Source organism: Sphingomonas sp. SORGH_AS_0879 (assembly GCF_030819175.1).
Taxonomy (GTDB): Bacteria; Pseudomonadota; Alphaproteobacteria; order Sphingomonadales; family Sphingomonadaceae; genus Sphingomonas.
Window position 1 is genome coordinate 2,739,621 of the sequence record NZ_JAUTBJ010000002.1, and the last position, 21,117, is coordinate 2,760,737.

18 protein-coding genes and 1 tRNA gene are annotated in these 21,117 nt (G+C 66.2%); 7 read left to right on the forward strand and 12 right to left on the reverse strand.

What is annotated here, in order from left to right:
* Positions 1-84: 84 nt before the first annotated feature.
* Genes QE379_RS13405 through QE379_RS13415 form a run of 3 tightly spaced genes read left to right on the forward strand, consistent with a single transcriptional unit; the run spans position 85 to position 3,295 of the window.
* Positions 85-951: a DUF6528 family protein gene (locus tag QE379_RS13405; RefSeq protein WP_307001166.1), complete on the forward strand. Its 867-nt coding sequence runs from the start codon at positions 85-87 to the stop codon at positions 949-951.
* Complete coding sequence (locus QE379_RS13410; protein ID WP_307001168.1) at positions 948-2,117, forward strand: hypothetical protein; 1,170 nt, start codon at positions 948-950, stop codon at positions 2,115-2,117. The genes QE379_RS13405 and QE379_RS13410 overlap by 4 nt, the downstream gene beginning before the upstream one ends.
* Positions 2,114-3,295: an ROK family transcriptional regulator gene (locus tag QE379_RS13415; protein WP_307001170.1), complete on the forward strand. Its 1,182-nt coding sequence runs from the start codon at positions 2,114-2,116 to the stop codon at positions 3,293-3,295. Before QE379_RS13410 ends, QE379_RS13415 begins: the two co-directional genes overlap by 4 nt.
* A 167-nt stretch (positions 3,296-3,462) precedes the next feature.
* Here QE379_RS13415 and QE379_RS13420 read toward each other — a convergent pair whose 3' ends face one another.
* Both QE379_RS13420 and QE379_RS13425 read right to left on the reverse strand, forming a co-directional pair.
* Positions 3,463-4,581 carry a hypothetical protein gene (locus QE379_RS13420; RefSeq protein ID WP_307001173.1) on the reverse strand — a complete coding sequence of 373 codons (1,119 nt, stop codon included), beginning with the start codon at positions 4,579-4,581 and terminating at the stop codon, positions 3,463-3,465.
* Positions 4,575-7,337 carry a TonB-dependent receptor gene (locus tag QE379_RS13425; protein WP_307001175.1) on the reverse strand — a complete coding sequence of 921 codons (2,763 nt, stop codon included), beginning with the start codon at positions 7,335-7,337 and terminating at the stop codon, positions 4,575-4,577. Before QE379_RS13425 ends, QE379_RS13420 begins: the two co-directional genes overlap by 7 nt.
* Before the next feature lie 122 nt (positions 7,338-7,459).
* Here QE379_RS13425 and QE379_RS13430 point away from each other — a divergent pair, with 122 nt between their 5' ends.
* On the forward strand, positions 7,460-8,575 hold the full coding sequence (locus QE379_RS13430) for an ROK family transcriptional regulator (protein WP_307001176.1): 1,116 nt from the start codon (positions 7,460-7,462) through the stop codon (positions 8,573-8,575).
* Here the strand turns inward: QE379_RS13430 and QE379_RS13435 are convergent.
* From QE379_RS13435 to QE379_RS13465, 7 genes are all read right to left on the reverse strand, one after another.
* Positions 8,502-9,746, reverse strand: coding sequence for an MFS transporter (locus QE379_RS13435; RefSeq protein WP_307001178.1), 1,245 nt, complete (start codon positions 9,744-9,746; stop codon positions 8,502-8,504). The genes QE379_RS13430 and QE379_RS13435 overlap by 74 nt on opposite strands.
* Positions 9,747-10,155: 409 nt before the next feature.
* Positions 10,156-11,190, reverse strand: coding sequence for a PIN domain-containing protein (locus QE379_RS13440; protein WP_307001180.1), 1,035 nt, complete (start codon positions 11,188-11,190; stop codon positions 10,156-10,158).
* Positions 11,191-11,384: 194 nt separating this feature from the next.
* The gene (locus tag QE379_RS13445) at positions 11,385-11,786 is read right to left on the reverse strand and encodes a thiol-disulfide oxidoreductase DCC family protein (RefSeq protein WP_307001182.1); all 402 of its coding nucleotides are present in this window, start codon (positions 11,784-11,786) and stop codon (positions 11,385-11,387) included.
* Complete coding sequence (locus QE379_RS13450) at positions 11,779-12,315, reverse strand: DUF4166 domain-containing protein (RefSeq protein WP_307001185.1); 537 nt, start codon at positions 12,313-12,315, stop codon at positions 11,779-11,781. The genes QE379_RS13445 and QE379_RS13450 overlap by 8 nt, the downstream gene beginning before the upstream one ends.
* Positions 12,309-12,782 carry a DUF2269 domain-containing protein gene (locus QE379_RS13455; RefSeq protein WP_307001186.1) on the reverse strand — a complete coding sequence of 158 codons (474 nt, stop codon included), beginning with the start codon at positions 12,780-12,782 and terminating at the stop codon, positions 12,309-12,311. Before QE379_RS13455 ends, QE379_RS13450 begins: the two co-directional genes overlap by 7 nt.
* On the reverse strand, positions 12,775-14,052 hold the full coding sequence (locus QE379_RS13460; RefSeq protein WP_307001188.1) for an SDR family oxidoreductase: 1,278 nt from the start codon (positions 14,050-14,052) through the stop codon (positions 12,775-12,777). The genes QE379_RS13455 and QE379_RS13460 overlap by 8 nt, the downstream gene beginning before the upstream one ends.
* Before the next feature lie 14 nt (positions 14,053-14,066).
* The gene (locus tag QE379_RS13465) at positions 14,067-14,390 is read right to left on the reverse strand and encodes a hypothetical protein (RefSeq protein WP_307001190.1); all 324 of its coding nucleotides are present in this window, start codon (positions 14,388-14,390) and stop codon (positions 14,067-14,069) included.
* A 163-nt stretch (positions 14,391-14,553) separates the two neighbouring features.
* On the opposite strand from QE379_RS13465, the gene QE379_RS13470 reads away from it, so the two are divergent.
* The 3 genes from QE379_RS13470 to QE379_RS13480 are packed head-to-tail and all read left to right on the forward strand — an operon-like array spanning position 14,554 to position 17,637.
* Positions 14,554-15,450, forward strand: a complete 897-nt coding sequence (locus tag QE379_RS13470) for a histidine kinase N-terminal 7TM domain-containing protein (protein WP_307001192.1) — start codon at positions 14,554-14,556, stop codon at positions 15,448-15,450.
* Between the two features lie 7 nt (positions 15,451-15,457).
* Positions 15,458-16,297, forward strand: coding sequence for a sensor histidine kinase KdpD (locus QE379_RS13475; RefSeq protein ID WP_307001194.1), 840 nt, complete (start codon positions 15,458-15,460; stop codon positions 16,295-16,297).
* Positions 16,294-17,637, forward strand: a complete 1,344-nt coding sequence (locus QE379_RS13480; RefSeq protein ID WP_307001196.1) for a sigma-54 dependent transcriptional regulator — start codon at positions 16,294-16,296, stop codon at positions 17,635-17,637. The genes QE379_RS13475 and QE379_RS13480 overlap by 4 nt, the downstream gene beginning before the upstream one ends.
* Before the next feature lie 22 nt (positions 17,638-17,659).
* Here QE379_RS13480 and QE379_RS13485 read toward each other — a convergent pair whose 3' ends face one another.
* The 3 genes from QE379_RS13485 to QE379_RS13495 form a co-directional block, all read right to left on the reverse strand.
* A complete protein-coding gene (locus QE379_RS13485) occupies positions 17,660-19,750 on the reverse strand; it encodes an integrase (RefSeq protein ID WP_307001198.1) in 2,091 nt (696 codons plus the stop codon).
* Positions 19,751-19,862: 112 nt separating this feature from the next.
* Positions 19,863-19,937 (reverse strand) — tRNA-Gln (locus QE379_RS13490).
* A gap of 63 nt (positions 19,938-20,000) precedes the next feature.
* The gene (locus tag QE379_RS13495; protein WP_307001200.1) at positions 20,001-21,098 is read right to left on the reverse strand and encodes a branched-chain amino acid aminotransferase; all 1,098 of its coding nucleotides are present in this window, start codon (positions 21,096-21,098) and stop codon (positions 20,001-20,003) included.
* Between the last annotated feature and the right edge of the window lie 19 nt (positions 21,099-21,117).

A 21,117-nucleotide genomic window follows, 5' to 3' on the forward strand; every position in this document is an offset into this window, starting at 1 on the left:
CTCACTATAGGTGACATATCTATGACGAAGCGGCCTGTGACGCAATCGTCATCAAGCGAGGGCAAAATCATGCGTGGATTGAGGATGTTGAGCGCGCTGATCGGGCTGTTGGCGAGCACCGGGGCGGCGGCCGCCGATCGCCTCTATGCCTGTGGCGACGACCAGATTCGCGAATATGTCGTAACGGGCGACGCCGCGACGGAGACATGGAGGTGGAGCGCCGGCGCTGCCCAAGACCTGCCTTCAGCCTATCGGACCCGATTGCTCGCCCATATCGATGACTGCAAAGCCGTCGATGGGAACAAGGCGATCCTCGTCACCGCCTCGACCGGGGGCGTCGTGCTGATCGATCGGGCGAGCGGGAAAGTGCGGTTCCGCGCGACCGCGCCCATGGCGCATTCGGCGGACCTGCTGCCCGGCGGCTATGCGGCGGTGGCCTTGTCGATCAACCCGGCGGGCGACCGACTGGAACTCTACAAGCTGTCGCGGAGCGAGCCTCCGCTCGCCAGCCTGCCGCTGCCCTCGGGCCATGGTGCGGTCTGGGACGCGCGGCGGCAAAGGCTGTTCGCGCTATCGCATGATCTGATCCAGGCCTTTTCGTTCGATCCCGAAGCGGCCGCGCCCCGCCTGACCGAGGCCGCCCGCTGGACGCTGCCGGGGCGACGCGACGGGCACGATCTGTCGCCGACGCCCGGAGGCGGCTATGTCGTCACCACCGATGACGGGGCATGGACCTTCGATCCCGACCGTGGCGATTTCACGCCGATCCCGGCGCTGAATCCGAAGCTGCGGGTCAAGGCGGTCAGCGTGACGAAGGAAGCGATGGCGTGGGTGCAGGCGGAGGAAAGCTGGTGGGCGCATGGCTTCACGGTCGCCGATCGCGATACGGGCCGTCAGCATCGGTTCGAGACGCCGGGGATGAAGCTCTACAAGGTCCGCTGGATTCCGTGACATGGCGCCGGGCCTGCGCGACCTATGGCACGGCCCATTTCGGCAAGAGCCTGTTGTGGAGCGGCAGCGATCTGCTGACCCTCTATCTGCTCGTCTCGGTCTACAGGCTGGACCCGATGACGGCGGGGACGCTGTTCTTGATCGGATTGGCGGCCAATGCACTGGCCGATTTCGCCGTGGGCAACCACCTTGCGCGCCGTCCCCGTCATGCGGCGCCGATCGCGGCGATCGCGCTGCTGGTGTCGGGGATCAGTTTCCCGGCGACGGTGCTGCTTGCCCCCTATGGCGCGGCCGCGCTGCTGGCGGCGACCCTGATATTCCGCATCGCCTACGCCGGGATCGACGTGCCGCACAATGCGCTGCTCACCCGGTTGGGCGACACGCCCGCCCGCGCGATCGGACTCGCGCGCGGGCGGACTGTGGGGACTGCGCTCGCCTCGCTGGTGGCGGCCGGAGCTGCCAGCGGCGGCAAGGACATGGACACCGCCGCGCTGTTGTGGGCGATCGCGGCTGGTGGCGTCCTGATCGGGGCGATGATGGTGCCGCTGCTGATCGCTTTCACGCCCCGATCGTCGGCGATCGGGGCAGAGCGGTCGGTCACGCCATCCCTGCCAGTGCCCTTTATGGCGGCCAGCGTGATCGGCATCGTCGCGCTGGGGGCGCTGGCCAAGGCGGTGCTGCACCTGCCTGGTGCCTGGCATCGTGGCGATGACGGTACGGCGATCCTGACCATGCTGATCCTGGGCCGAACCGCCTCCGCCCTACTGCCCATCCGCCTGCGCGACGCGCGCCATGGACTGACGCTGCTGGCCATGATCTATGCCATGGCCGCGTTCGTTGCGATCGGGTTCGCGTGGAATGCGGGGCTGGCGATGCTGGCCCTGCTGGGCCTGACTTTGGGAACGACGAACCTGATCGGCTGGGCGATCCTGCCGGTGCTGGGAGCGGACCCGCGCGGTTACGGCCTCTATACCATGGTATCGAAGCTGGCGCTGGGCGCGGCGGGGCTGGCGCTGGCCGGAGGACTGGGGCGAGTGCCAAGCTTCACCACGGACAGCTATATCGCCTTCGTCCTCCTGGTCGGCGCGGGCTGCGTCGTTACGGCCTTGTTGCTGCTCATACCCAGCTTGACACGATCGCCCGCGCAAGGCTTGCCAGCCGCATGAACGCGATAACCGCAGGCGATTATCCGACGCATTTCCTCCGGGAAGACGGGCGCCGCACCGCAACCGCCAATGAGCGTGTCGTGATGGATCTGCTGTCGCGTCACGGCCCGTCGAGTCGCGCCGACCTTGCCCGGATGACCGGCTTGGCCCCGCATTCGATCACCCGTCTGGTCGAGCCGCTGATCGCGCGCGGTCTGCTGCGCGAGGCGCTGCCCGTCGCAGCGGGACGCGGCAAGCCGGCCGCTAAGCTGGCCCTGGAAGGTGACGCCGCGTTCGCGGTCGGTCTGTCGGTGATGACCGACGCCGTGTCACTGGTGCTGCTCGACCTGGCCGGCCGGGTGCAGAGCGGTCGCAGCGAACGGCTGTCCGACACCGAGATCCAGCCCGCCTGCCACCAGATTCGCCGGATGATCGACACCGCGATCACCGATGCCGGGCGCGATCGATCGACGCTGATCGGGATCGGGGTCGGCGTCACCGGCTACTTTATCGGCGACGGCGCCAGGCTGAACCCGCCCCGGCTGCTCGATCCCTGGGCACTGGTGCCGCTCGACACGATCCTGGCCGAGACGTTGGCCGAAAAGGTCTGGATCGACAATGACGGCAATGTCGCGGCCATCGGCGAGGCGATGCTGGGCCATGGGCGCGTGTCGCGCGACTTCGCCTATCTCTATTTCTCCGCCGGTTTCGGTGGCGGTATCATTTCGCAGGGGCTGCCGCTGCGCGGGAGGCATGGCAATGCGGGCGAGTTCGCCTCGATCCTGCCGGCGGATTGGCCACAGCCCAATCTCGAGGCGCTGCGCATGACCTTCGACGCGCATGGCAAGACATTTCCCGATCTGCACGCGATGCTGGCCGACTTCGATGCTGGCCACCCCGCGGTCGATACGTGGCTGGACCGCTGCCTGCCGTCGCTCAACCTGGTCGCATCGGCGATTTCGGCGACGATCGACCCCGGAGCGATCGTATTGGGCGGACGCCTGCCCGCGTCGCTGGCATCGCGGATCGCCGAGCGGATACGTATCACCAATCCCGAGCGGCGCGGTTTCCACCGCCCCTCCGCCCGGATCGTTCCATCGACGATCGATGGCGATGCGGCGGCCGTCGGCGCGGCGACCCTTCCCCTGCGGGCCGCCTTCTTCGATCCGGAAGCGGGGCACGTGCTCACGGGAGACTGAGGCGTATTCTCATTACTCCATCTCACCTGGGCATCCTCCGCCCGTCTCGCGTGCCGCTCCCAATAGGAATTAGTGCGCGCGTCCGCCGAAAAATCGTCCGATCGGCGTGCTAGCGTGGATCGCCCGGTACGGGCGCTGACGGCACACGCCTCGTCTGTCCAGCATCGTTAAGCCGGTGACACGGACACAGAGGGTGCGCTGGCCGGTACGGCGGCCGGCGATAACAGCAAACCGCTGTCGGTCGCGTAGCGGAAGGTTTCGACGATATCGCCCGTCGTCACCGTCAGCACGCCTTCGGTCAGGTCGTCGGCGACGCTGATGCGCTGTTCCCCCATATCCGGGCACTGGATGATCGCGCCATCGGCAAAGCCTCCCGCCGCCGCAGGGCGCATCAGGCAGGTGCGGCCCCGCCCGTCGGCGATCTCCAGCCATCCGCGTTCGGTAATACGGTGCGTATAGGCGGTCGCGCCGTCCGGGGCGATGGTCGTGAAGGTCTCACCGCGACCGAACCGCCGATCGGGCGCGTTCAGCCCCTTCACCCCGACCATGTTGTGCGACAGCAACCCGTCGGCGCCGATATAGTAATGGCCGATCTGGGTGCCGGTATTGCCCGGCCAGCGCAGGTGCATGTGAACATGGGGCGGGGCATCGACATGGCCGTGCGGGGCATTGATGTCGAAGCCCATGATCTGGATGGTCCCCCATCCCCGCTTTACCGCCTCCTCGCCCAGGCCAAGCGTCCGCACGACCTGTCGCTGCGCGAACTCCAGCACGTTCGCCGCGCGCCGCTGAAGGTCGGGAAAGGCGCCGGTGGCATAGGCACCGGCACGCCGCGCAGGATCGGCATGTTCGAAACGCAGCACCAAGCCCGGCTCGACGATATGGGTTGCGACCTCCGCGGCGGTGATCGCATCCTGCGCGAGCGGGGGGAGCGCCACGACGATGCGGTCGCCGGTCGTCCGAAAGGGCAGTTCCCCGGATTCGAGCAAGACCCGCCGAACGGTGGCGGGACGCGCGTCGAACGCGAGTTCGATGGTGCGCTGCCGCGGCACCCGCAACGCGATGGCCGTTTCGCGCGCATTGTCGGCGTTGAACAGAGGTTCGTCGACGACGCGGCACGCCCTGCACGATGCGGGATCGAAGCGGACGGGCGCGCTCACCGCCCCGTCACTCTTGACGAATTTCAGGACGATACGGACATCGTCGCGATTGCCGGTCCCCGCCGCCGAAGCGACGGCGGGGACCATTGCGAGCGTGGCGCTGGCCAAGGCCAGTCGCTTCACCATTGCGGCTTCCACGACAGACCGAGCCAGAAGGTGCGGCCTACGGGGAAGAAGTAGTTCACATAGGCCTGATCGACGCCCTGCCGAACGATGAAGGGCGACTTGGTGAGGTTCTGCACCTGCCCGACCAGCTCCACGCCCTCGCGAACGGTCCAGCGCGCCTGCACGTCGATCTGCTGGCGCGGTTCCTGATAGAGGTCGCGGGTCGGGGTATCGCCATCCGCCGATTGCAGCGCACGACCGATGCGGTTGTAGGAGCCGCGCAGTTCTACCGGCCCGATCGCGTAAAAGGCGGTCAGGTTGGCGATGTAGGCGGGTTGCTGGATCAGACCGCTCGTCTTGCGCGTCGCGGGCAGGCCCGATGCAATGCCCGCGGCACTGACGGGCTGGCGATAGGAGCCGTCAAGCAGCGTGAAGTTCGCGTTGAAGCCCAGCCCCGGCAGCGCGGTGATGCGATCCATCGTGTAGCCGACCTCCAGCCCCTTCACGTTCGCCCCCACCGCGTTGCGCGGCGTGCTGACGACGACGTTCTGATAGGTCACGCCCTGAAAGGTCGTGGCCGGTCCCATCTGACTGCTGGTGAAGATCTCGTTGCGGATGTCCTTCACGAACCCGGCGACCGAGATCATGCCCGCGGGCATGTACCATTCGTACGACAGGTCGTAATTCCACGCCTCGCGCGGCTTCAGGTCGGGGTTGCCGGTGTTGACAGTCAGCGTGCCGTCCGTGCCGATCCCGAACGAGGTGCGCGCGGCATATTGGCTGTAGTCGGGCCGTCCGATCGTCTTCGACACGCCCGCGCGAACGCGCATTCCATCGCCGAGCTGATAGGTTGCCAGTGCTGAGGGCAGCCAATAGCCATAATCGGTCGTGCGCCGCACCGGCTCATAGGCGGTCGCACCGCGAACGGTCGGCGCCTGGTTGGTGTCCACGACAAGATGCGTGCTGTCGTAGCGGACGCCGATCTGCGCGTCGAAGCGGTCGGCGCGGAACAGGCCCTGCGCATAGACCGCCTTGGTCGTCTCCACATCGCGGAAGTCGTCGGCGGCGTTGTTCGCGATCTGGTTGGTAGTGGTGAACGAGGCGCGGTTGGCGTCGAACCGCTGCCATGCGGCCGGGCGGTTGATGAGCAGATAGGCCACCGCCGGAGTCAGATACGCCGCCGGCCGCTTGTCGTAGAGAATGCCCGACAGCGTGCCAACCGTGGTTTGGTCGGTGGTCGTGGCGGGGACGTATTCGAGATAGCGCTGGTCGTAGGACAGATCGGTCCGCGTGACCGCCGCCCCGATGTTCGCACCCAAGCCGCGATCATCAGCCGTGGCGTTGAACCCCAGATTGAGCTTGCCGAAGTCGACGGTGGAATCGAGGTCGCGGTTGATGTTACGGAAATAAAGCGCACGGTAGCTGTCGGGATTGGTCGCAGCGGCCGTGTCGTTGATCGTCAGCCGTGGCCGTCCATCGATGATGGTGTAGCCATAGCCATAGGCAGGCAGGAACCCGGCCGACGACGTTCCGGCGCGCGGGTTGGTATCGTATTTGATCATCTCGCGCAGTTCGCGATACTGCGCCTTCGACCGCGCAAGCGTGGTGTCGAGAACGATACCGCCGCCGAAATCATGCCGGCCCTTGGCATCGATCAGCCAGGTGTCGCGCGTTACCGGCTGATAGGTCAGTCCCTGCTGGAGGTCGCCCTGCGCGAACGCGCCGCTGGTTGCGGTGACTGCGGTCGGCGCGCCGGTCGGCAGCGTCAGGATCTCGTAACGGGTCTCGACATCCTTGTCGTGGTAATAGCCGCCGAACAGCGACACTTCGGTCGCGTCGTCGGGCCGCCATTCCAGCTTCAGGTTCCCGCTGAGACGGGTGCGCATATTCTCGAAGAAATAATCCTGGTTGCGAACCGGCACCAGCAAGCCGGTCGACAGGTTCGGAAATGGCGTGCGCGCACCGGCTGCGGTGAAATAGGACCAGCCCGCACCGTTGCTGTCGCCAGGCAGCTCGGCGCGCGCGGTCGAGGGAAGGCGCTGATACTCGACCGAGGCGACGATGCCGAAGCTCTGACCGGGACCAAAGCGTAGCGCGCCGGTCGCGTCGGTGCGGATCGAAGGACCGCCCTGCTGGATGAGCTTGCCCGCCGTGTCGTTATAGCCGCCATTGGCGTTCACGACGAGGAAGCGTTCGCCACGGACGTCGAACGCACTCTTCGACACGATATTGATCTGCCCGCCGAGCGCGTGCGGATCATATTGCGCGGTGACGCTCTTGATCGCCTCGATCCGCGACACCAGCGAGGAGGGCAGCATGTCGAGCCGCGCGCCGCGATACACCCAATCGGGCGATGCGAGCGGAATGCCGTCGATCGTGACCAGATTGTAGCGCGGATCAAGGCCACGGATCGTCGCACGCTGATAGATGTCGCGGTTCTTGGTCGGATCGGCACCCCCTACGACCGAGACCCCGGTGATGCGCCGGCTCGCCTCGACGATGTTGAGATCGGGCAGGCGTCCCACATCGTCCTGCGAAATGGCATCGAGGATCACGGCCGACTGGCGCTTGGTCTTGGTCGCCGACTGCTGCGACGCGCGGAAACCGGTGACGACAATCTCTTCACCCGGTGCCGGTTCGGCGACTGGCCCCGCCTGGGCCGTGTTGGCCACAACCGGTTCGGCGGGTGCGGTCTGTGCGGCGACTGGCAACGCACAGCCCAGCGACGTGCCAACCAGAAGAACGCTAACCAGGCGTATATGACGTGCAGATTTCATCTATATCCCCCTTCGGAACCCGCTTTATATATATCATTCATTGTGATATTTATTTGACAACAGAGGGGGTGCCGCATTTTCGCTGCGGCGTCTGACTATCATGTTGAATCGAAGGGAGTTTGATGTCGGCAGTCAAATTGTCTGCCCGAAGCAGGGCGGTGCTGGCGGCAGTTCGGCGGCGGAATAGCGCGTCGCGAGCGGAACTGATTCGGGACCTGGGCCTCTCGGGCACCGCCGTCTTCCGTGCGACCGAGGAGCTGGAGGCCGCCGGGTTGGTGCGTAGCGGCGAGACGGTCGCGGCCGGGCGCGGTCAGCCAAGCGCGATGATCCATATCCAGCCCGATGCCACGTTCAGCATCGGCGTGTCGGTGATGACCGATCGCGCCGATGTCGTGCTGGTCGATCTGGCGGGCGACATCCGTGCCCGCCGCGAGATCACGCTGCCCGGCATGCCGCGCGCGCCGATGATCGATGCCGCGGTCGGCTTCGCACTCGATCACATGGCGAAGGCGGGCATCGATCGCCGTCGGCTGCTGGGGCTTGGCGTTGCGGTCGCGGGCTATTTCGTCGGCACGTCGATGGTCAATCCAGGCCTTGAGCTGGAAGAATGGGCACTTCTCGATTTGCATGAGGCGATCGAGCGCCAGACCGGTCTGCCTGTCATTGTCGAGAATATCGCCAGTGCCGCGGCGCTGGGCGAGCGTATCCTGGGCGTGGGCACGCGCTATGACAGCTTCTGTTACGTCAATGTCGCGGCCGGGTTCGGCGCGGGTATCGTCATGAACGGCGCGCTGCTGCGCGGCCGTCACGGCAATGCGGGCGAAATCGCCGGACTATTCCGCAGCGCCGGGCGCGTCACCCCGAACTTGATGACGTTACGTGATCGGCTGGCTGACCATGGCATTGCGTGTTCGGGGGTGTCCGACCTGATCGCGCGCTTCGACCCCGCATGGCCGGGGGTGGAGGAGTGGCTGGCCGAACATCAGCCGTCCTTTTCCTATCTGTTCGGTGCGTTGCGCATGACGCTCGACTGCGAAGCGCTGATCCTGGGCGGACGCCTGCCCCGAATGTTGGCGCAGCGGATCGTCGATGCGATCGACTTACCCGAAAATCACTGGCCGGTCCGCCGTGAGCGCCGCGCCCCGCCCACCCTGATGGATGTCGCTAGTCTGGAGCCCGAACTGTCGGGGCCGCTGGGCGCGGCGTCGTTGATGTTCCACCAGACGATGTTCGATTGAACGCCAGGACGCACGCCAGCACGACGCACACCAGGGCGATCGCGGCCAGCGCGCCGGCCATCATCAGCGATGGCGGCGACCACGGATCGCGCATCGTCAGGCGGTAGGGGGACGCGGCCAGCACGTGCCCCACCGTCACGATCGCGGTGGCCTGCGCGGTTTTGGAGACGCAGGTGAAGATCCCGACATGACGCGTAGCGCTTCCCTGTGCCGCGAGCGCCGTCATCGCGGTCCAAAGCATCAGCCATAATCCGCCCGACCCTATGCCGAACGTCATGCCCGCCAGAACGATGCCCACCGGTGCGGATCGCAACGGGCTTGATAACAGACCCGCCGCCCCCGCCAGCATGACGGCCGCCCCGATCAGACTTGAAAAGGCCGACCAGCGGCGACGGCAGCATGCCCAGACCGGCTGACTGATCGTCCCGCCGACCGCCGCCCATAGCAACAGCCCCGAACCGCCCCGGACGAACGCCGAATAGTAAGGCTCGATCAGGCGAAACGCCGAACTGGCGGCGATCATCATCGCCAGCGCGCACAGGATCGTCGCGAAACCCAGATCGTCTCGGGGACGCACGGGCGCATCGGGTCGGGGCGTTTCGCCTGCCAGGGGCGTGCGCGCCAGCCACCATGCGGAACCGCAGACGAACAGCGACAGCAACAGTGCCCAAGCCATCCAGCGGTAGAGATCGCCCCCCCGGATCAGAATCGGAGCGGCGATCACGCTGATCGCGATCGCCGCGACGCCCGACGCGACATTGCGATGTGCAAGGAGCGAGCAGCGCGCGTTGTCGTCGAGTGAAAGCAGCGCCGGAATGGTGTTCTGCGGCACGTCGATCAGCGGATAGGTGACACGAAAGCCAAGCAGCATCACCAAAGCCCAGGCCGATCGGGCGTCCGTCGCGATGAACGGCGTCCCGCAGAACAGCAGAAAGAACACGCACGTCAGCGGCCCACCGCGCGCCTGGACGCGTCGGGCGTGCGCCTCGTCGGATATCCGGCCGTGTCCCCACGTCCCCATAAGAAGATCGGCCAGCCCATTCAGCAGCAGCGACGCCGCCATGATCCAGCCCATCGATCTGGCACCAATCCCGCAGATTTCGGTCAGGAAGAAACCAAACAGCAGCGTGCTGGCATGCCAAAGCTGACTCTTGGCATAATGAGCGATCAAATAGGCGGGGAACCACGTCGCCAGTCGTCGTCGCGATCGTTCGACCAGATTCCGGATGGAGCCTTCCGTAAGCCGCCGATCAGATGCACGGCATCGAATTGCACGGCTCCCTCTTCGTCCCCGCCGGGGGCAGCTACGCCGACGCGAAACCGACGGAGGTGGTGCGGGCGGCAGCGTGAGACGTCGTCAGCCTCGTTGGCGCGTAAAGTGTGCGTACCATCAAAGTTGACAGGGCTGTCATATCGCTGGCGGTCGATTGGACGACAGCGTTCAATCGACCGCCAGCCAGCCCACTTTCGACCAGCTCGAGCCGTACTCCATTCCGCGTTAGGACCGCCGCTTTTGTAACTGTTGTTGCCATTGCTGCTTCGCTGGGAATTTGGCGACACTCCGCAAAAACAGCCGTCGTTTACGTGTCCAGCATGTCCCACTCGTCACCAAGTACCCATCGAATCGCAGATAACTTGCCGCTGAGCATCCCCCATTCGAAATCGCTCCACGGGCCAAGTTCGTCGGGGTACTGTTCTTCCGCACGCTTCATGGCCGCGATCATGCCGTCCCAGATTTCGTCCACGATCATGCCGCGCTGCTCTTCGCGCGAGGCAGCCTCCCAAACCTCTCGCGGAACCTTCTTCTCCTTGCCGCTCTCAACGGCATCGATGATGCCCCACTTCCTACCATACCAAATCTGCGTCGTGAGCTTATCCTCTGCCTCTAGTAGCTCCGAAAGGGCGCGCGATTCCTGGCTATACTCGCGATCGAAGGTAATCTCTTCGATCAGATCGCTGGCGAATTCGCTCATGAGCGCACCAAGGTTGGTCGAATAACGCGAGTGCACCCCGTCGAAGAGGAGCGCGAGGTCAGGATGTGGCAGGCGGGTATCTGCTCCCTTTTGGCTGAAGTCGTGGATGTTGTGGGTGACGAAGGCGAGCACATCGTCATCTTGGCGCTCAGACAAGGCATCTGCATATGTCTCGATGATGATCGCGTCGCCAATACCATTGATCTGACGGTGGAACGGCGCGACCTTAGCGATGGCACGGTCTGCCGCGCGCGCTTTGATACTGTCGCTAACCGGCACGGGTTCGGTCGTCACGAACAGCTTTTCGATCAGGCCCACCGCCTCGTTCACCGCCTCACCGCCGCTAGCGATCCGATAGTCAACCTCATTCAATTGCCTGATTATATCTTCGCGTCCGTCCTCTGGCACGAACTGCACAACGGCGTCCTTCACTCGCTTGAAGTGGCTCGACAAACTCGCGCGGCTCGAAGCCATAACCCGATCGCGATTACGTGCAAATTCGTCGAGGATGATTTGGGGCACAATGAGTTGGACCTCATCCGCCTCAGTCATGGCGAATAGCGCGTCGAGCACAGGCAGGTGGCGAGGATCCTTGGTCAGGTCGAGCCAGACGCAGGTGTCGATGAGCAGGCGTAGTTTCATGTGACTAGCGTAGCCGTCACGCCTTGCGGTCACCAGTGCGCAACCAATGACAGCAGCGGGATCTCGGCTCTCGAGGAAAGGTGCCGTTCGATTCTTCGCTCTTGGACGGTAGTTTCGTCCCAAAACGCATCGTCTTCGCTCCGAGACAGAGCAATATCGGCTAACGATTGCTTCTGGTACCGCCAGGCGTGCGACTAAGGTAAAACCCGACCGACCTCCTCTGGTGCTGGAAGCCAGCACGTCGATCGCCTGCCGAAAATTCGATAGCGGTTACGGGCGATCCATCGATAGGCCCGGTCGCGCAACCAGCGCGGCACCAGGCGGGCCACGCCCGCGACGCGCCACGGCCAGCCCAAGCCGGTGTAGATCGCGATCACCGCATCGCTGTCCCGCAGGACGTGATCGCCGTCGACGACGAGGATCGTGTCGGGATCGGTCGGGTCGATCCCGTGCCGACGGAACAGCGCCGCACCGGCTGCACCCTGCATCGCCGCCAGTCGGAAGCGGCGCCGACGGTCGTGGCGGAGGATGAACTGGGCATTGGCCGAGCACAAAATGCACTGCGCGTCGAACAGGATGATCGGACCGTCAGTCATCGACCCGCTCCATGCGGCCGGTGTAGCGGATGATGCGGCCGAACGGCCAGAGGTCCACGGGCACATCGAAGACATAGCGTCCGTCGTCCTCATGTTCGCGGGCGTGACAATGCGGGCGGAGGGCGGAAGGCAGCGAAACGCCCAGGAACCGGAAGCCGACAAGGTCTAGCCGGAGCCCGCCGTCCTCAACCGAGACGCGGAAGATGTTGGTCGCCATACCCATCCGTTCGATCATCAGCGCGCCGCGCTCAACAAGCGTGCTGCGATAGCGGCGTCCGGCGAAATCGCGGTGCCAGCGCTCCGCGTCGGCGCGTCGTTCGAACCGCACCGTCACCGGAATGGCGCTCCCCGGCGCAGGGAGTCGCATCATCCGGCAGAGCAGCCGAGCCAGCGGGTTCGGGTTCGCCTGAACCTGCGCCAGACCGCTCCAGCGCTGGTCAATCCGACTGTCGTGCGCCTCGCGCAGGACGGGCGACAGATCATCGATCGTGGAACCGAGCAGACGGCGGAACAGGGGCTGGGTCACCATGCGATCTCCGGCTTGGTCACCATCAGCCAGAAGATGACGATCACCCCGATAAACGCGGGCCAGCCGAGCAGGAACCACGTCCGCGACAGCTGGAAATAGCGCGCCGGGAGCGGCCTGTCCGCCGGTGTGGCGTCGGCGATGCGGCGCATCCGGATCTGGATGCCGACCACCGGCAGCCAGCAGGCTCCGACCATCAGATACAGCGCGATCGAGGCCGCCAGCCAGCCGGTCGTCAGCGGAAAGCCCGCGATATGCGCCAGCCATACGCCCGTCACCGGCTGGACGATGACGGCAGGCGTCGTGAACAGCCAGTCGGCGAGGACGACATTGCGGTTGACCACCCGCCGCGCCCCCGCGTCGCCCGAACGGTTCGCCATCCAGCCGTGGAAGGCGGTGCCCAGCCCGGTGCCGAACAACAAGGTCGAGCTGAGGATATGAACGGTCTTCAGCAGCAGATAATCAGCCATGACGGGTCTCCAGCGCATGGACGGCCAGCGACAGGGCGAGGACGGCGATGTTCTTGGCGAGCGGGCCGAAGGGGGCGGCCCAGAGTTCGGGCGCGATATGGGTCAGGATCTGCGTGTAGGTCGCCATCAGGGCGATCCCCGCAAGCGCCGCGCCGCGTATCCGCAGAAGCAGCGCAGCACCGACCGCGATGTCGGCCAGCGCGCCTGCCCATAAGGCGGTCGTCGCCGCGCCGCCCGACAGGCCGACCCGCGCCAGCCAGGCCATGTTGGTCGCCGCCGGGGTGACGAACAACGGTATCGCTCCACCGGCGAACCAGACTAGCGCGAGTGCGACGCGCAGGACCGGCGCGACGGGGGCAAGGCGTGCCATTCGCAGATCGGCTTCGTTCGCGTGGCGGCGGGCCAGGGCTTGGGCGATCGGTACCGGTCGGAAGCCGGTCATGGCGACGAGCGGCTCGACCGACCCCGTGTTGCCCGCCGCCAGCATCGCCAGCATCGCCAGCCTCTCGCGCGTCACCGGCCCGATGCCGACGCAAGCGACTGCCGCGATCAGCCATCGCGGCACCGCCACCCGCATCGTATCCGGCAGACCGAGCCAGCGGCGCAGGACCGCCACCAGCGCCGCGGTGGTCATCGGCTCCGGCCCGACCGCATCGATCCGCGCGGCCAGCGGCCGCGGGGCATGCAGCAGGCGCACCAGCAGCTCGACCAGATCATCGACATGGATCGGCTGGACCAGCCCATCGGCGCGCCCGAGATCGGGCATAACCGGTAGAGCGCTGAGCGCGGTGAATAGCGCGCTGCTCTGCCCGCCATGACCGATGACCAGCGACGGTCGGACGATCGCAAAGCCGATCCCGGCGCCCATCGCGGCCAGATGGTCGTCGGCGGCGGCCTTGCTGCGGTGATAGGCGCTGGTGGCATCGGCCGCCGCTCCTAGCGCGGAAATCTGGAGCACGCGGCCGACGCCGGCGGCGCGGCAGGCGTCGAACAACGCGATCGGCCCGCCGCTATGGACGTCCGCATAGCCCCGATCGTCACCGAACAGCCCGGCACAGTTCACCACCGCGTCGACGCCCGCCAGCCGCTCGCACCAGTCCTCCGCACCATCGGCGGCGAGGTCACAGCGGATCGCCTTGGCGCCCGGCAGCCGCCGCCGCAGGCGATCCGGCGACCGTCCGGCGGCGATGACGCGGACGCCCTCCGCCACCAGCCGGGCGGCGAGGTGGCGCCCGATGAAGCCATTCGCACCGACGATCAGGACATGCATGGCCTCCGCTCCCGTCAGGCGGCAGCGCGGGGGCTGCGGCTCCACACCGCGAAGCCCATGCCGACCAGGGCCAGCAGAACGCCGATCAGCGCGCTGGTCATCGTTCCCTGCACCAGTTCGGTCGGATCGGTGGCAATGCCGCGCCACGACACGAACAGCATCGGCGTCGCGACCATCATCACCGTCGACCACACCGTCCAGAAACGCGAGCGTTCCTCGGTGCCGCATAGTTCGGCGAGCAGGATGGACAGCGGACGCCACAGCGTCACGACCGCCAGCAATGCGATCAACGCGGTCAGCGCATAGGTGATGAGCAGGGCTGCAATGGGCAACAACATGGGCTGGTCTCCTTCGATGCCAGGCGACGATCGCCCGGTTCGAAGAACGCTTTGCGAATGGCATGCCAATTGCCACGGATGGCGGAAATGCGCGCCTTTTGGTCGTGAGGCGGGGGCGCAATTGTTAACACCGTGAACGGAACAAGCTGCTATGCTGTCAACGATGGATATAGCTGTCGGCCTCTTCGCCTATATCGGCGCGCTGTCGCTGACCGCGATCGCCAGCGTATCGCTGGCGCTGTTCGTCGCGCTGCGGGCGCGGGCGGTGCCGGGGTCGAGCCTGCTGGCCGCGTTTCTGCTCGGCGTCGGGTTGTGGAGCGTGGCGCAGACGCTGCCCGTGTTGCTGGGACCGGCGGCGACGCCGGTCACGGCGACGCTGATCGCGTTGTCACCGCTGCCCGCAGCAGGGTTTCTGCATCTCGCCTTCGCCTTCGCACTGTGCGGCGTGGTGCGGCAGGTGGCGATCGCGGGCTATGCGACCGCGGCGTTCGCCACGTTGGTCGGCTTGATCTTCGGCGTCGGCGCGGTCGTGCCGTGGCACGGCTTTCCGGGCATGTTCGTGCCGTCGGTCATCGGCTGGTGCGTGCTCGGGCTGGCGGCTCTGCTGTCGATCGCCGGGCATCTGCGGCTGGCGCAGACGTGGCGCGAGCAGGACGGCGCCCATCGGCGGCAGGCGGGCGCGGTGTTCGTGTCCAGCCTGATCGGGCTGGTCGCGCTGACCGGGTTCGCCTTTCCGGCGCTGGGGATCGATGCCTATCCGTGGCCGGTCCTGCTGCTACCCTTCTACTCGGTCGCACTCGTCTATGGAATCGTCCGGCACCGTTTCATGGCCGCCGATATCTGGGCACGGCGCGGGCTGGTGTGGTTGATGCTGGTCGCCGGCGCGGGCGCGGCAAGCGCGTTGATCGCCTCGCTCCCGCTGGCACTGGCGGGACGCCCGGCGGGGCTGTTCGCGACGTGGGGCGCGCTGGCGGCGACATTGGCGTTGGGCGTCGCTATTCTCGCCCCCGCTCAAGCGGCTGGCAGACCGAATCGTCTTTCCCGGCGGCCGGATCAGTGAGGCGGACGTGGCAGAATGGCGCGACCGGCTGGCGGAAGCACCCAACGAAGCCGCGCTTGGCGAGGTAGCGCGCGGGTTGCTACGCCAACGGCTCAACCTGCCGGTCGATGGCCCGACGCTGGCCATTACCGGCGAGGCGGTATCCCTGGACGGATGGAACGACGCCCCGGCCGCCACTCGTCATGTTGCCGAACGCTTTGCGGGGCTGGTGGCGGAAAGCGCCCGCCGCCTGACCGCCGCCCGTCGTATGGTCGATGCCGAACGCGAGGCGCGGCTGGCCGAGCTGGGCGCGCTGGCGGCGACGATCGCGCACGACCTGCGCAACCCGCTCGGCATCGTCCAGATGGCCGCGACCGGCGCCCCACCCGAGGTCCGCAGCGAAATCGGCGAGCAGGTGGCGCGGATGAACCATCTCGTCACCGACATCCTCGATTATGCCCGCGCATGGACGGTCGTGCCGCAGCCGCTCCGCGTCGCCGACTTCGTCGCGTCGATCGGCGTCGAGGCGGACGTACCCGAAGGGCTGATGGTGGCGGCCGATCGCCACGCGCTGCTGCGCGCGCTGACAAACCTCGTCGACAATGCCCGTGCGCTCGGCACCCGTGTTGCGATTATCGCCGAGGCCGGGCCGCCGACCACGATCGACATATGCGACGACGGCCCCGGCATCGCGCCCGAGATCCGCGCCAGCCTGTTCCGCCCCTTCGTCTCGCGCCGCCCCGGCGGCACCGGCCTTGGCCTCGCCATCGTCCGCCGGATCATGGAGGCGCATGGCGGCACCGTCACGCTCGTCCAGCGACCCGGCTGGTCGACCTGTTTCCGCCTCACCTTCGGAGCGTCCCGATGATCCTGCTCGCCGATGACGAACCCGCCTTCCAGCGGCTGACCGGTGCGTGGCTACGGGGGCTGGGCCATGAGGTCGAGATCGCGGGGGATGGCGACGAGGCGGTGGCGGCGTTCAAGGCCCAACCCGCCGACCTCGTCCTGCTCGACCTCGCCATGCCGCCGCATCACGACCCGGCGGCGGGGCTGGCGCTGATCCCGGCCTTCGCGCCCGCAGCGGTGGTGGTGATGACCGGCCACGCCGACCACGCGCTGGCGCTGAAGGCGGTCGAGGCAGGCGCGTGGGATTTCCTCGCCAAACCAGTCGATCCCGACATGCTGCGCGTCGTCGTCGGCCGCGCTCTGGAGCGGGCGCGGCTCGCGCGCGAGGTCGCGACCCTGCGAGCGCAGGCGGGGGCAGAGGAGGATATGGGACTGGTCGGCACCTCGCCGACGATGGCTGGGTTGCGCGACCTGATCCGCCGCGTCGCGCCGACCCGGCTCCCCGCCCTCGTGCTGGGGCCGAGCGGCACCGGCAAGGAACTGGTCGCCCGCGCGATCCACGCCGCCTCGCCGCGCGCCACCCGGCCGCTGGTTCCGATCCACTGCGGCGCGGTACCGGCCGAATTGCTGGAAAGCGAGTTGTTCGGGCATCTGAAGGGTAGCTTCACCGGCGCCACCGTCGATCGGCCCGGCCTGATCGAGACCGCGCATGGCGGCACACTGTTCCTCGACGAGATCGGCGAGATGCCCGCCGCCATGCAGGTCAAGCTGCTGCGCTTCCTCAACGACGGCAGCTATCAGCCGGTCGGCGCCCGTGCCCCGCGCGAGGCAGATGTGCGGATCGTCGCGGCCACCCACCGCGACCTTGCCGCCGCCGTGGCGGAGGGTAGTTTCCGGGAGGATCTGTTCTACCGGCTCAAGGGCGTGGTGCTGCGGACGCCGTCACTGGCCGAGCGGGCGACGGATGTGCCGCTGCTCGCCAGACTGTTCCTGCGAAGGGCGAGCGAAGGCCGGGCCAGCCTCTCGCCGGACGCGCTGGACTGGGTGACCGGCCGATCCTGGCCCGGCAACGTCCGCGAATTGCGCGCGGCCGTCGAATGCGCCGCAGCACTGGCGATGCCGGGCGCGGCGGGCACCATCGTCACCGCCGCCGACCTCGCCTTCGCGGTCGGCGACACCCCGTCAGAAAGCGTCGTCCCCGCCGCCCCTCAAAGTCTCGAAGAAGAAGTCGCCGCGCTGGAACGCCGTCGCATTGTCGAGGCACTGGCGCGCACTGGCCACAACCACACTCATACCGCCCGCGAACTGGGCCTGTCGCGAGTCGGCCTGCTCAAGAAGATGGATCGGATGGGGCTGCGCTGATTCCGTCCTGTAACCACGCCGGTCAGCCTCTCGTCCTCCGGCCCGCCGACTCACGCGTCGGGCGCGCACAGCGCAGATGCTTCGGAAGGAGGTTGATGGTTTCGGGCGAGGGCAGATGCCCAGTGACGATGGGCAGGCGGTCCACGACATCCGCCAGGATCTCCAGCCGCGTCGCTCCCGCATAGCGAACGGCATTTTCGCCGCCGATCTGCTGCCCGAGGAGGTCGGCCCGCGTCTCTTCGAAGGTCTGCAACGCCTTCAGCTCGGTGCTGACCATGTGTCGACCGCTATGTACGGCCTGGCCCGGCTTGATGAGCGTCAACAGCGGCTTGATCTTCAGCCAGATGGTGTTGAAGAACACATCGCCCAACGGTCGGCCGCCCTTGCCGGGCACGATTTCCGGAAAGAGATATTCTTCGCCTGCCGCCCGCATCGCGGCGACGTAGTCCAGCAGGCCGAGCCGACGAAGTTCCGCGCAGATGGGAACCTTCCGAGTGCTCTTGGCGGTCTTGACCCGCCCGGCACGGGTATTGCGGATGTCGAAATAGGGGACGCCATCTTCCTCGCCGATGTCCTCGACGAGCAGCTTGCACGCTTCCTCACGCCGCATACCCGAGTACCAGACGATCGGCATGATCCAATAGGCCGCATCATGCCAGATCCGGCCGCCACTGCCCTTCGCGAACCGGTCGTCCAGCGTCATGCTGCCGGTCCAGATCCTGAGCGCGAACAGTTCCTGAACCTGCTGGATGGTGTAGGGATCTCGCTCCGTCCGTTCGTCGCGCTCCTCTTCCACCAGAATGTAGTCGGAGAAATCGAGCGCCCGCATCGTCGTCTTGCTGGCAAGCCATGTGCACAGCTTTTTCAGGTTGGCGAAATGCCTGTTAATCGTACCGACATCCAAACCAATCGTGAAAGTGATGCGTTCTTTGTGCTTCTCCGCTTCCTCCACCCGGTCGGCGGCCTCGACGCAGATGTCCTCGATCGTCATAGGCTCGTGCCGCGATGACTTGTGGTGCGTGGAAGGCATGCGGTTGAGTTGGTCGTAGAACCGGTTGAGATCCTCCTGCCTCGTTCGCGCCAGCGGCTTGCCGCCATTCGACTTACCGAACAGGAAGGCGGCCGCCTTGAACTGACGCCGTTGACTGTCGCCCCAGGTCTTAGCCTGTGACTTCGACCTGTTAACGCCCGCTTTGGTCGTTGCGACGCGTCCTCGGGCCTTTGGCTTGAGGCTCATATACGCCTCGACGACCTCCAACGGGGTCATGCGCGCATAGCGCTGCCGTTCGGCTTTCTCGTCCTCCCCATCCTCCTCATCCCATTGCTCGGGGTCTGCCGCTACATTCGCTGCGGTGGGCACGGACGTGACACCGGCTGTCGGGGCCACGGTCTGTGAATGGGAAGGAGCCACCATGCCCAGGGGCCGTATAATGGCCGCCGCAACGGCCATCCGGTTAGCCATATCCTGCAACACTGGATCGGCGTACGACGACGCGGCCGCCGCTCGTGCCTGGCACATGATCTGACGGGCCGCCTCACTCCGACCGTCGGAGTCGTCGATCCCCACGCGACGCAACAGGTCACGCGCCTCGTTCAGCAAATGCTCTGGCAGGTCTGGGGCTCGACCAAGCATCGCATAGAGGTGCTCACGCGCTTGGTCGTCGAGGTCGGCGAAACGACGCTCGAAGCCGCCAACGTACTCCAGTCCAAGAAAATCGCTGAAGCCATTGTCCGCGAAATCGCGGTTCACCGCGCCATAGATGGCCCGCATCTGGGCGAAGCGTTCCGCGACATGGCCTTCGCCGTCCTGCTGGATCGACTGGTGTTGATAGGCGAGCATGTTCCGGTATCGGATCATCTCCTCCTGGAACACGGCACTGGCCTGGTCGGCGGTCAGGCCGTCACGCTCAATCTTCTCGTACAGGCTCATCCGTACCGTCTCGCTCCGCCCGGTCATCGCGACCGCGCGTTGGCGCGCGACCGGCTGCTCCTTCGTCAGAAGACTGACCATCGTCACAACGGTTATAGGATTTGCGCTCGCGGGCGCCAAACGCAGCCTTCGACGCCACCAATAGACCGCGCTGCGGCGGGTGACGTTCTCGATCGCTGGCATCAGGGACTGGCTCCATCGACTGGCGTCAGTTGACGCCACTGCGATGGTCGAAGTCCCGCTAAGTTACCGAAAACCGCAGTTTTAGGTCCCCTTAGCTGGGGCAATCAGTGACTGGCTGGGGCGGCAGGATTCGAACCTGCGTATGACGGTACCAAAAACCGTTGCCTTACCGCTTGGCGACGCCCCAGTGGAGAGGCGCGCCTTATACCGGGCGCGCCGCTCTTGAAAAGCCCCTAAACAGGGGAAATCTTCAGCCCAGGCGGCGCATCCAGCCATGGGGATCGGGGGCCTGGCCGCGCTGGATCGAGACCAGCTGCTCGCGAAGACGGGTGGTCAGCTGGCCGGGGCCGCCGCTGCCAATGGTAAAGCGGCCCGCAGGCTCCGCAACGCTGCCGATCGGGGTGACGACCGCCGCCGTGCCGCAGGCAAAGGCTTCGACCAGGCGACCGCTGGCGGCGTCGGCGCGCCATTGATCGATGGCATAGGGCTCCTCGCGCACCGTCAGGCCTTGGGCACGGGCGATGGTCAGGATCGAATCGCGGGTAATGCCGGGCAGGATCGTGCCGGTCAGCGGCGGCGTCACCAGCGAGCCGTCGTCGAACACGAAGAAGACATTCATGCCGCCCAGTTCCTCGACCCAGCGGCGCTCGACCGCATCGAGGAAGACCACCTGGTCACAGCCGTTCGCGATCGCTTCCTTCTGGGCGAGCAGGCTGGCGGCGTAATTCCCACCGCACTTGGCCGCACCCGTGCCGCCCGGCGCCGCGCGGGTATAGCCCTGGCTGACCCAGATCGACACGGCGGGCGCCCCGCCCTTGAAATAGGCGCCCACCGATGAGGCGATGACCATGTAGAGATATTCCGCGGACGGCTTCACGCCCAGGAACACCTCGCTCGCGAACATGAAGGGGCGCAGATAGAGCGCGCCGCCATCCTGTTCGGGAATCCAGTTCCGCTCGATCTCGACCAGCCGCTCGACCGATTCGAGGAACAGATTCTCGGGCAGTTCGGGCATCGCCATGCGACGCGCCGAATCCTGAAAACGCCGCGCATTCGCCTCGGGCCGGAACAGCGCGGTGCCGCCATCGGCAAGGCGATAGGCCTTCATCCCCTCGAAGATTTCCTGCGCATAATGCAGGACCGAAGCCGCCGGATCGACGCTGAGCGGTGCGCGCGCGGTGATCTGTGCATCGTGCCAGCCCTTGTCGTCGCTATAGCGGATCAGTGCCATGTGATCGGTGAAGACGCGACCGAAGCCCGGATCGACCAGACGCGCCGCCCGCTCGCTCGCCGCAACCGGAGTCGCGCAAGGATCGAACCGAAACGTAAGGGATTGTGCCGCGTCCATGATCATCTCTCTGTTTTGG

What these genes read in the sequence shown, in the direction of transcription:
- QE379_RS13405 (WP_307001166.1), top strand. Translation starts at nt 85, where the DNA reads ATGTTGAGCGCGCTGATCGGGCTGTTGGCGAGCACCGGGGCGGCGGCC.
- QE379_RS13415 (WP_307001170.1), top strand. Translation starts at nt 2,114, where the DNA reads ATGAACGCGATAACCGCAGGCGATTATCCGACGCATTTCCTCCGGGAA.
- QE379_RS13420 (WP_307001173.1), bottom strand. Translation starts at nt 4,581, where the DNA reads ATGGTGAAGCGACTGGCCTTGGCCAGCGCCACGCTCGCAATGGTCCCC.
- QE379_RS13425 (WP_307001175.1), bottom strand. Translation starts at nt 7,337, where the DNA reads ATGAAATCTGCACGTCATATACGCCTGGTTAGCGTTCTTCTGGTTGGC.
- QE379_RS13430 (WP_307001176.1), top strand. Translation starts at nt 7,460, where the DNA reads ATGTCGGCAGTCAAATTGTCTGCCCGAAGCAGGGCGGTGCTGGCGGCA.
- QE379_RS13440 (WP_307001180.1), bottom strand. Translation starts at nt 11,190, where the DNA reads ATGAAACTACGCCTGCTCATCGACACCTGCGTCTGGCTCGACCTGACC.
- QE379_RS13445 (WP_307001182.1), bottom strand. Translation starts at nt 11,786, where the DNA reads ATGACTGACGGTCCGATCATCCTGTTCGACGCGCAGTGCATTTTGTGC.
- QE379_RS13450 (WP_307001185.1), bottom strand. Translation starts at nt 12,315, where the DNA reads ATGGTGACCCAGCCCCTGTTCCGCCGTCTGCTCGGTTCCACGATCGAT.
- QE379_RS13455 (WP_307001186.1), bottom strand. Translation starts at nt 12,782, where the DNA reads ATGGCTGATTATCTGCTGCTGAAGACCGTTCATATCCTCAGCTCGACC.
- QE379_RS13460 (WP_307001188.1), bottom strand. Translation starts at nt 14,052, where the DNA reads ATGCATGTCCTGATCGTCGGTGCGAATGGCTTCATCGGGCGCCACCTC.
- QE379_RS13465 (WP_307001190.1), bottom strand. Translation starts at nt 14,390, where the DNA reads ATGTTGTTGCCCATTGCAGCCCTGCTCATCACCTATGCGCTGACCGCG.
- QE379_RS13470 (WP_307001192.1), top strand. Translation starts at nt 14,554, where the DNA reads ATGGATATAGCTGTCGGCCTCTTCGCCTATATCGGCGCGCTGTCGCTG.
- QE379_RS13480 (WP_307001196.1), top strand. Translation starts at nt 16,294, where the DNA reads ATGATCCTGCTCGCCGATGACGAACCCGCCTTCCAGCGGCTGACCGGT.
- QE379_RS13485 (WP_307001198.1), bottom strand. Translation starts at nt 19,750, where the DNA reads ATGCCAGCGATCGAGAACGTCACCCGCCGCAGCGCGGTCTATTGGTGG.
- QE379_RS13495 (WP_307001200.1), bottom strand. Translation starts at nt 21,098, where the DNA reads ATGGACGCGGCACAATCCCTTACGTTTCGGTTCGATCCTTGCGCGACT.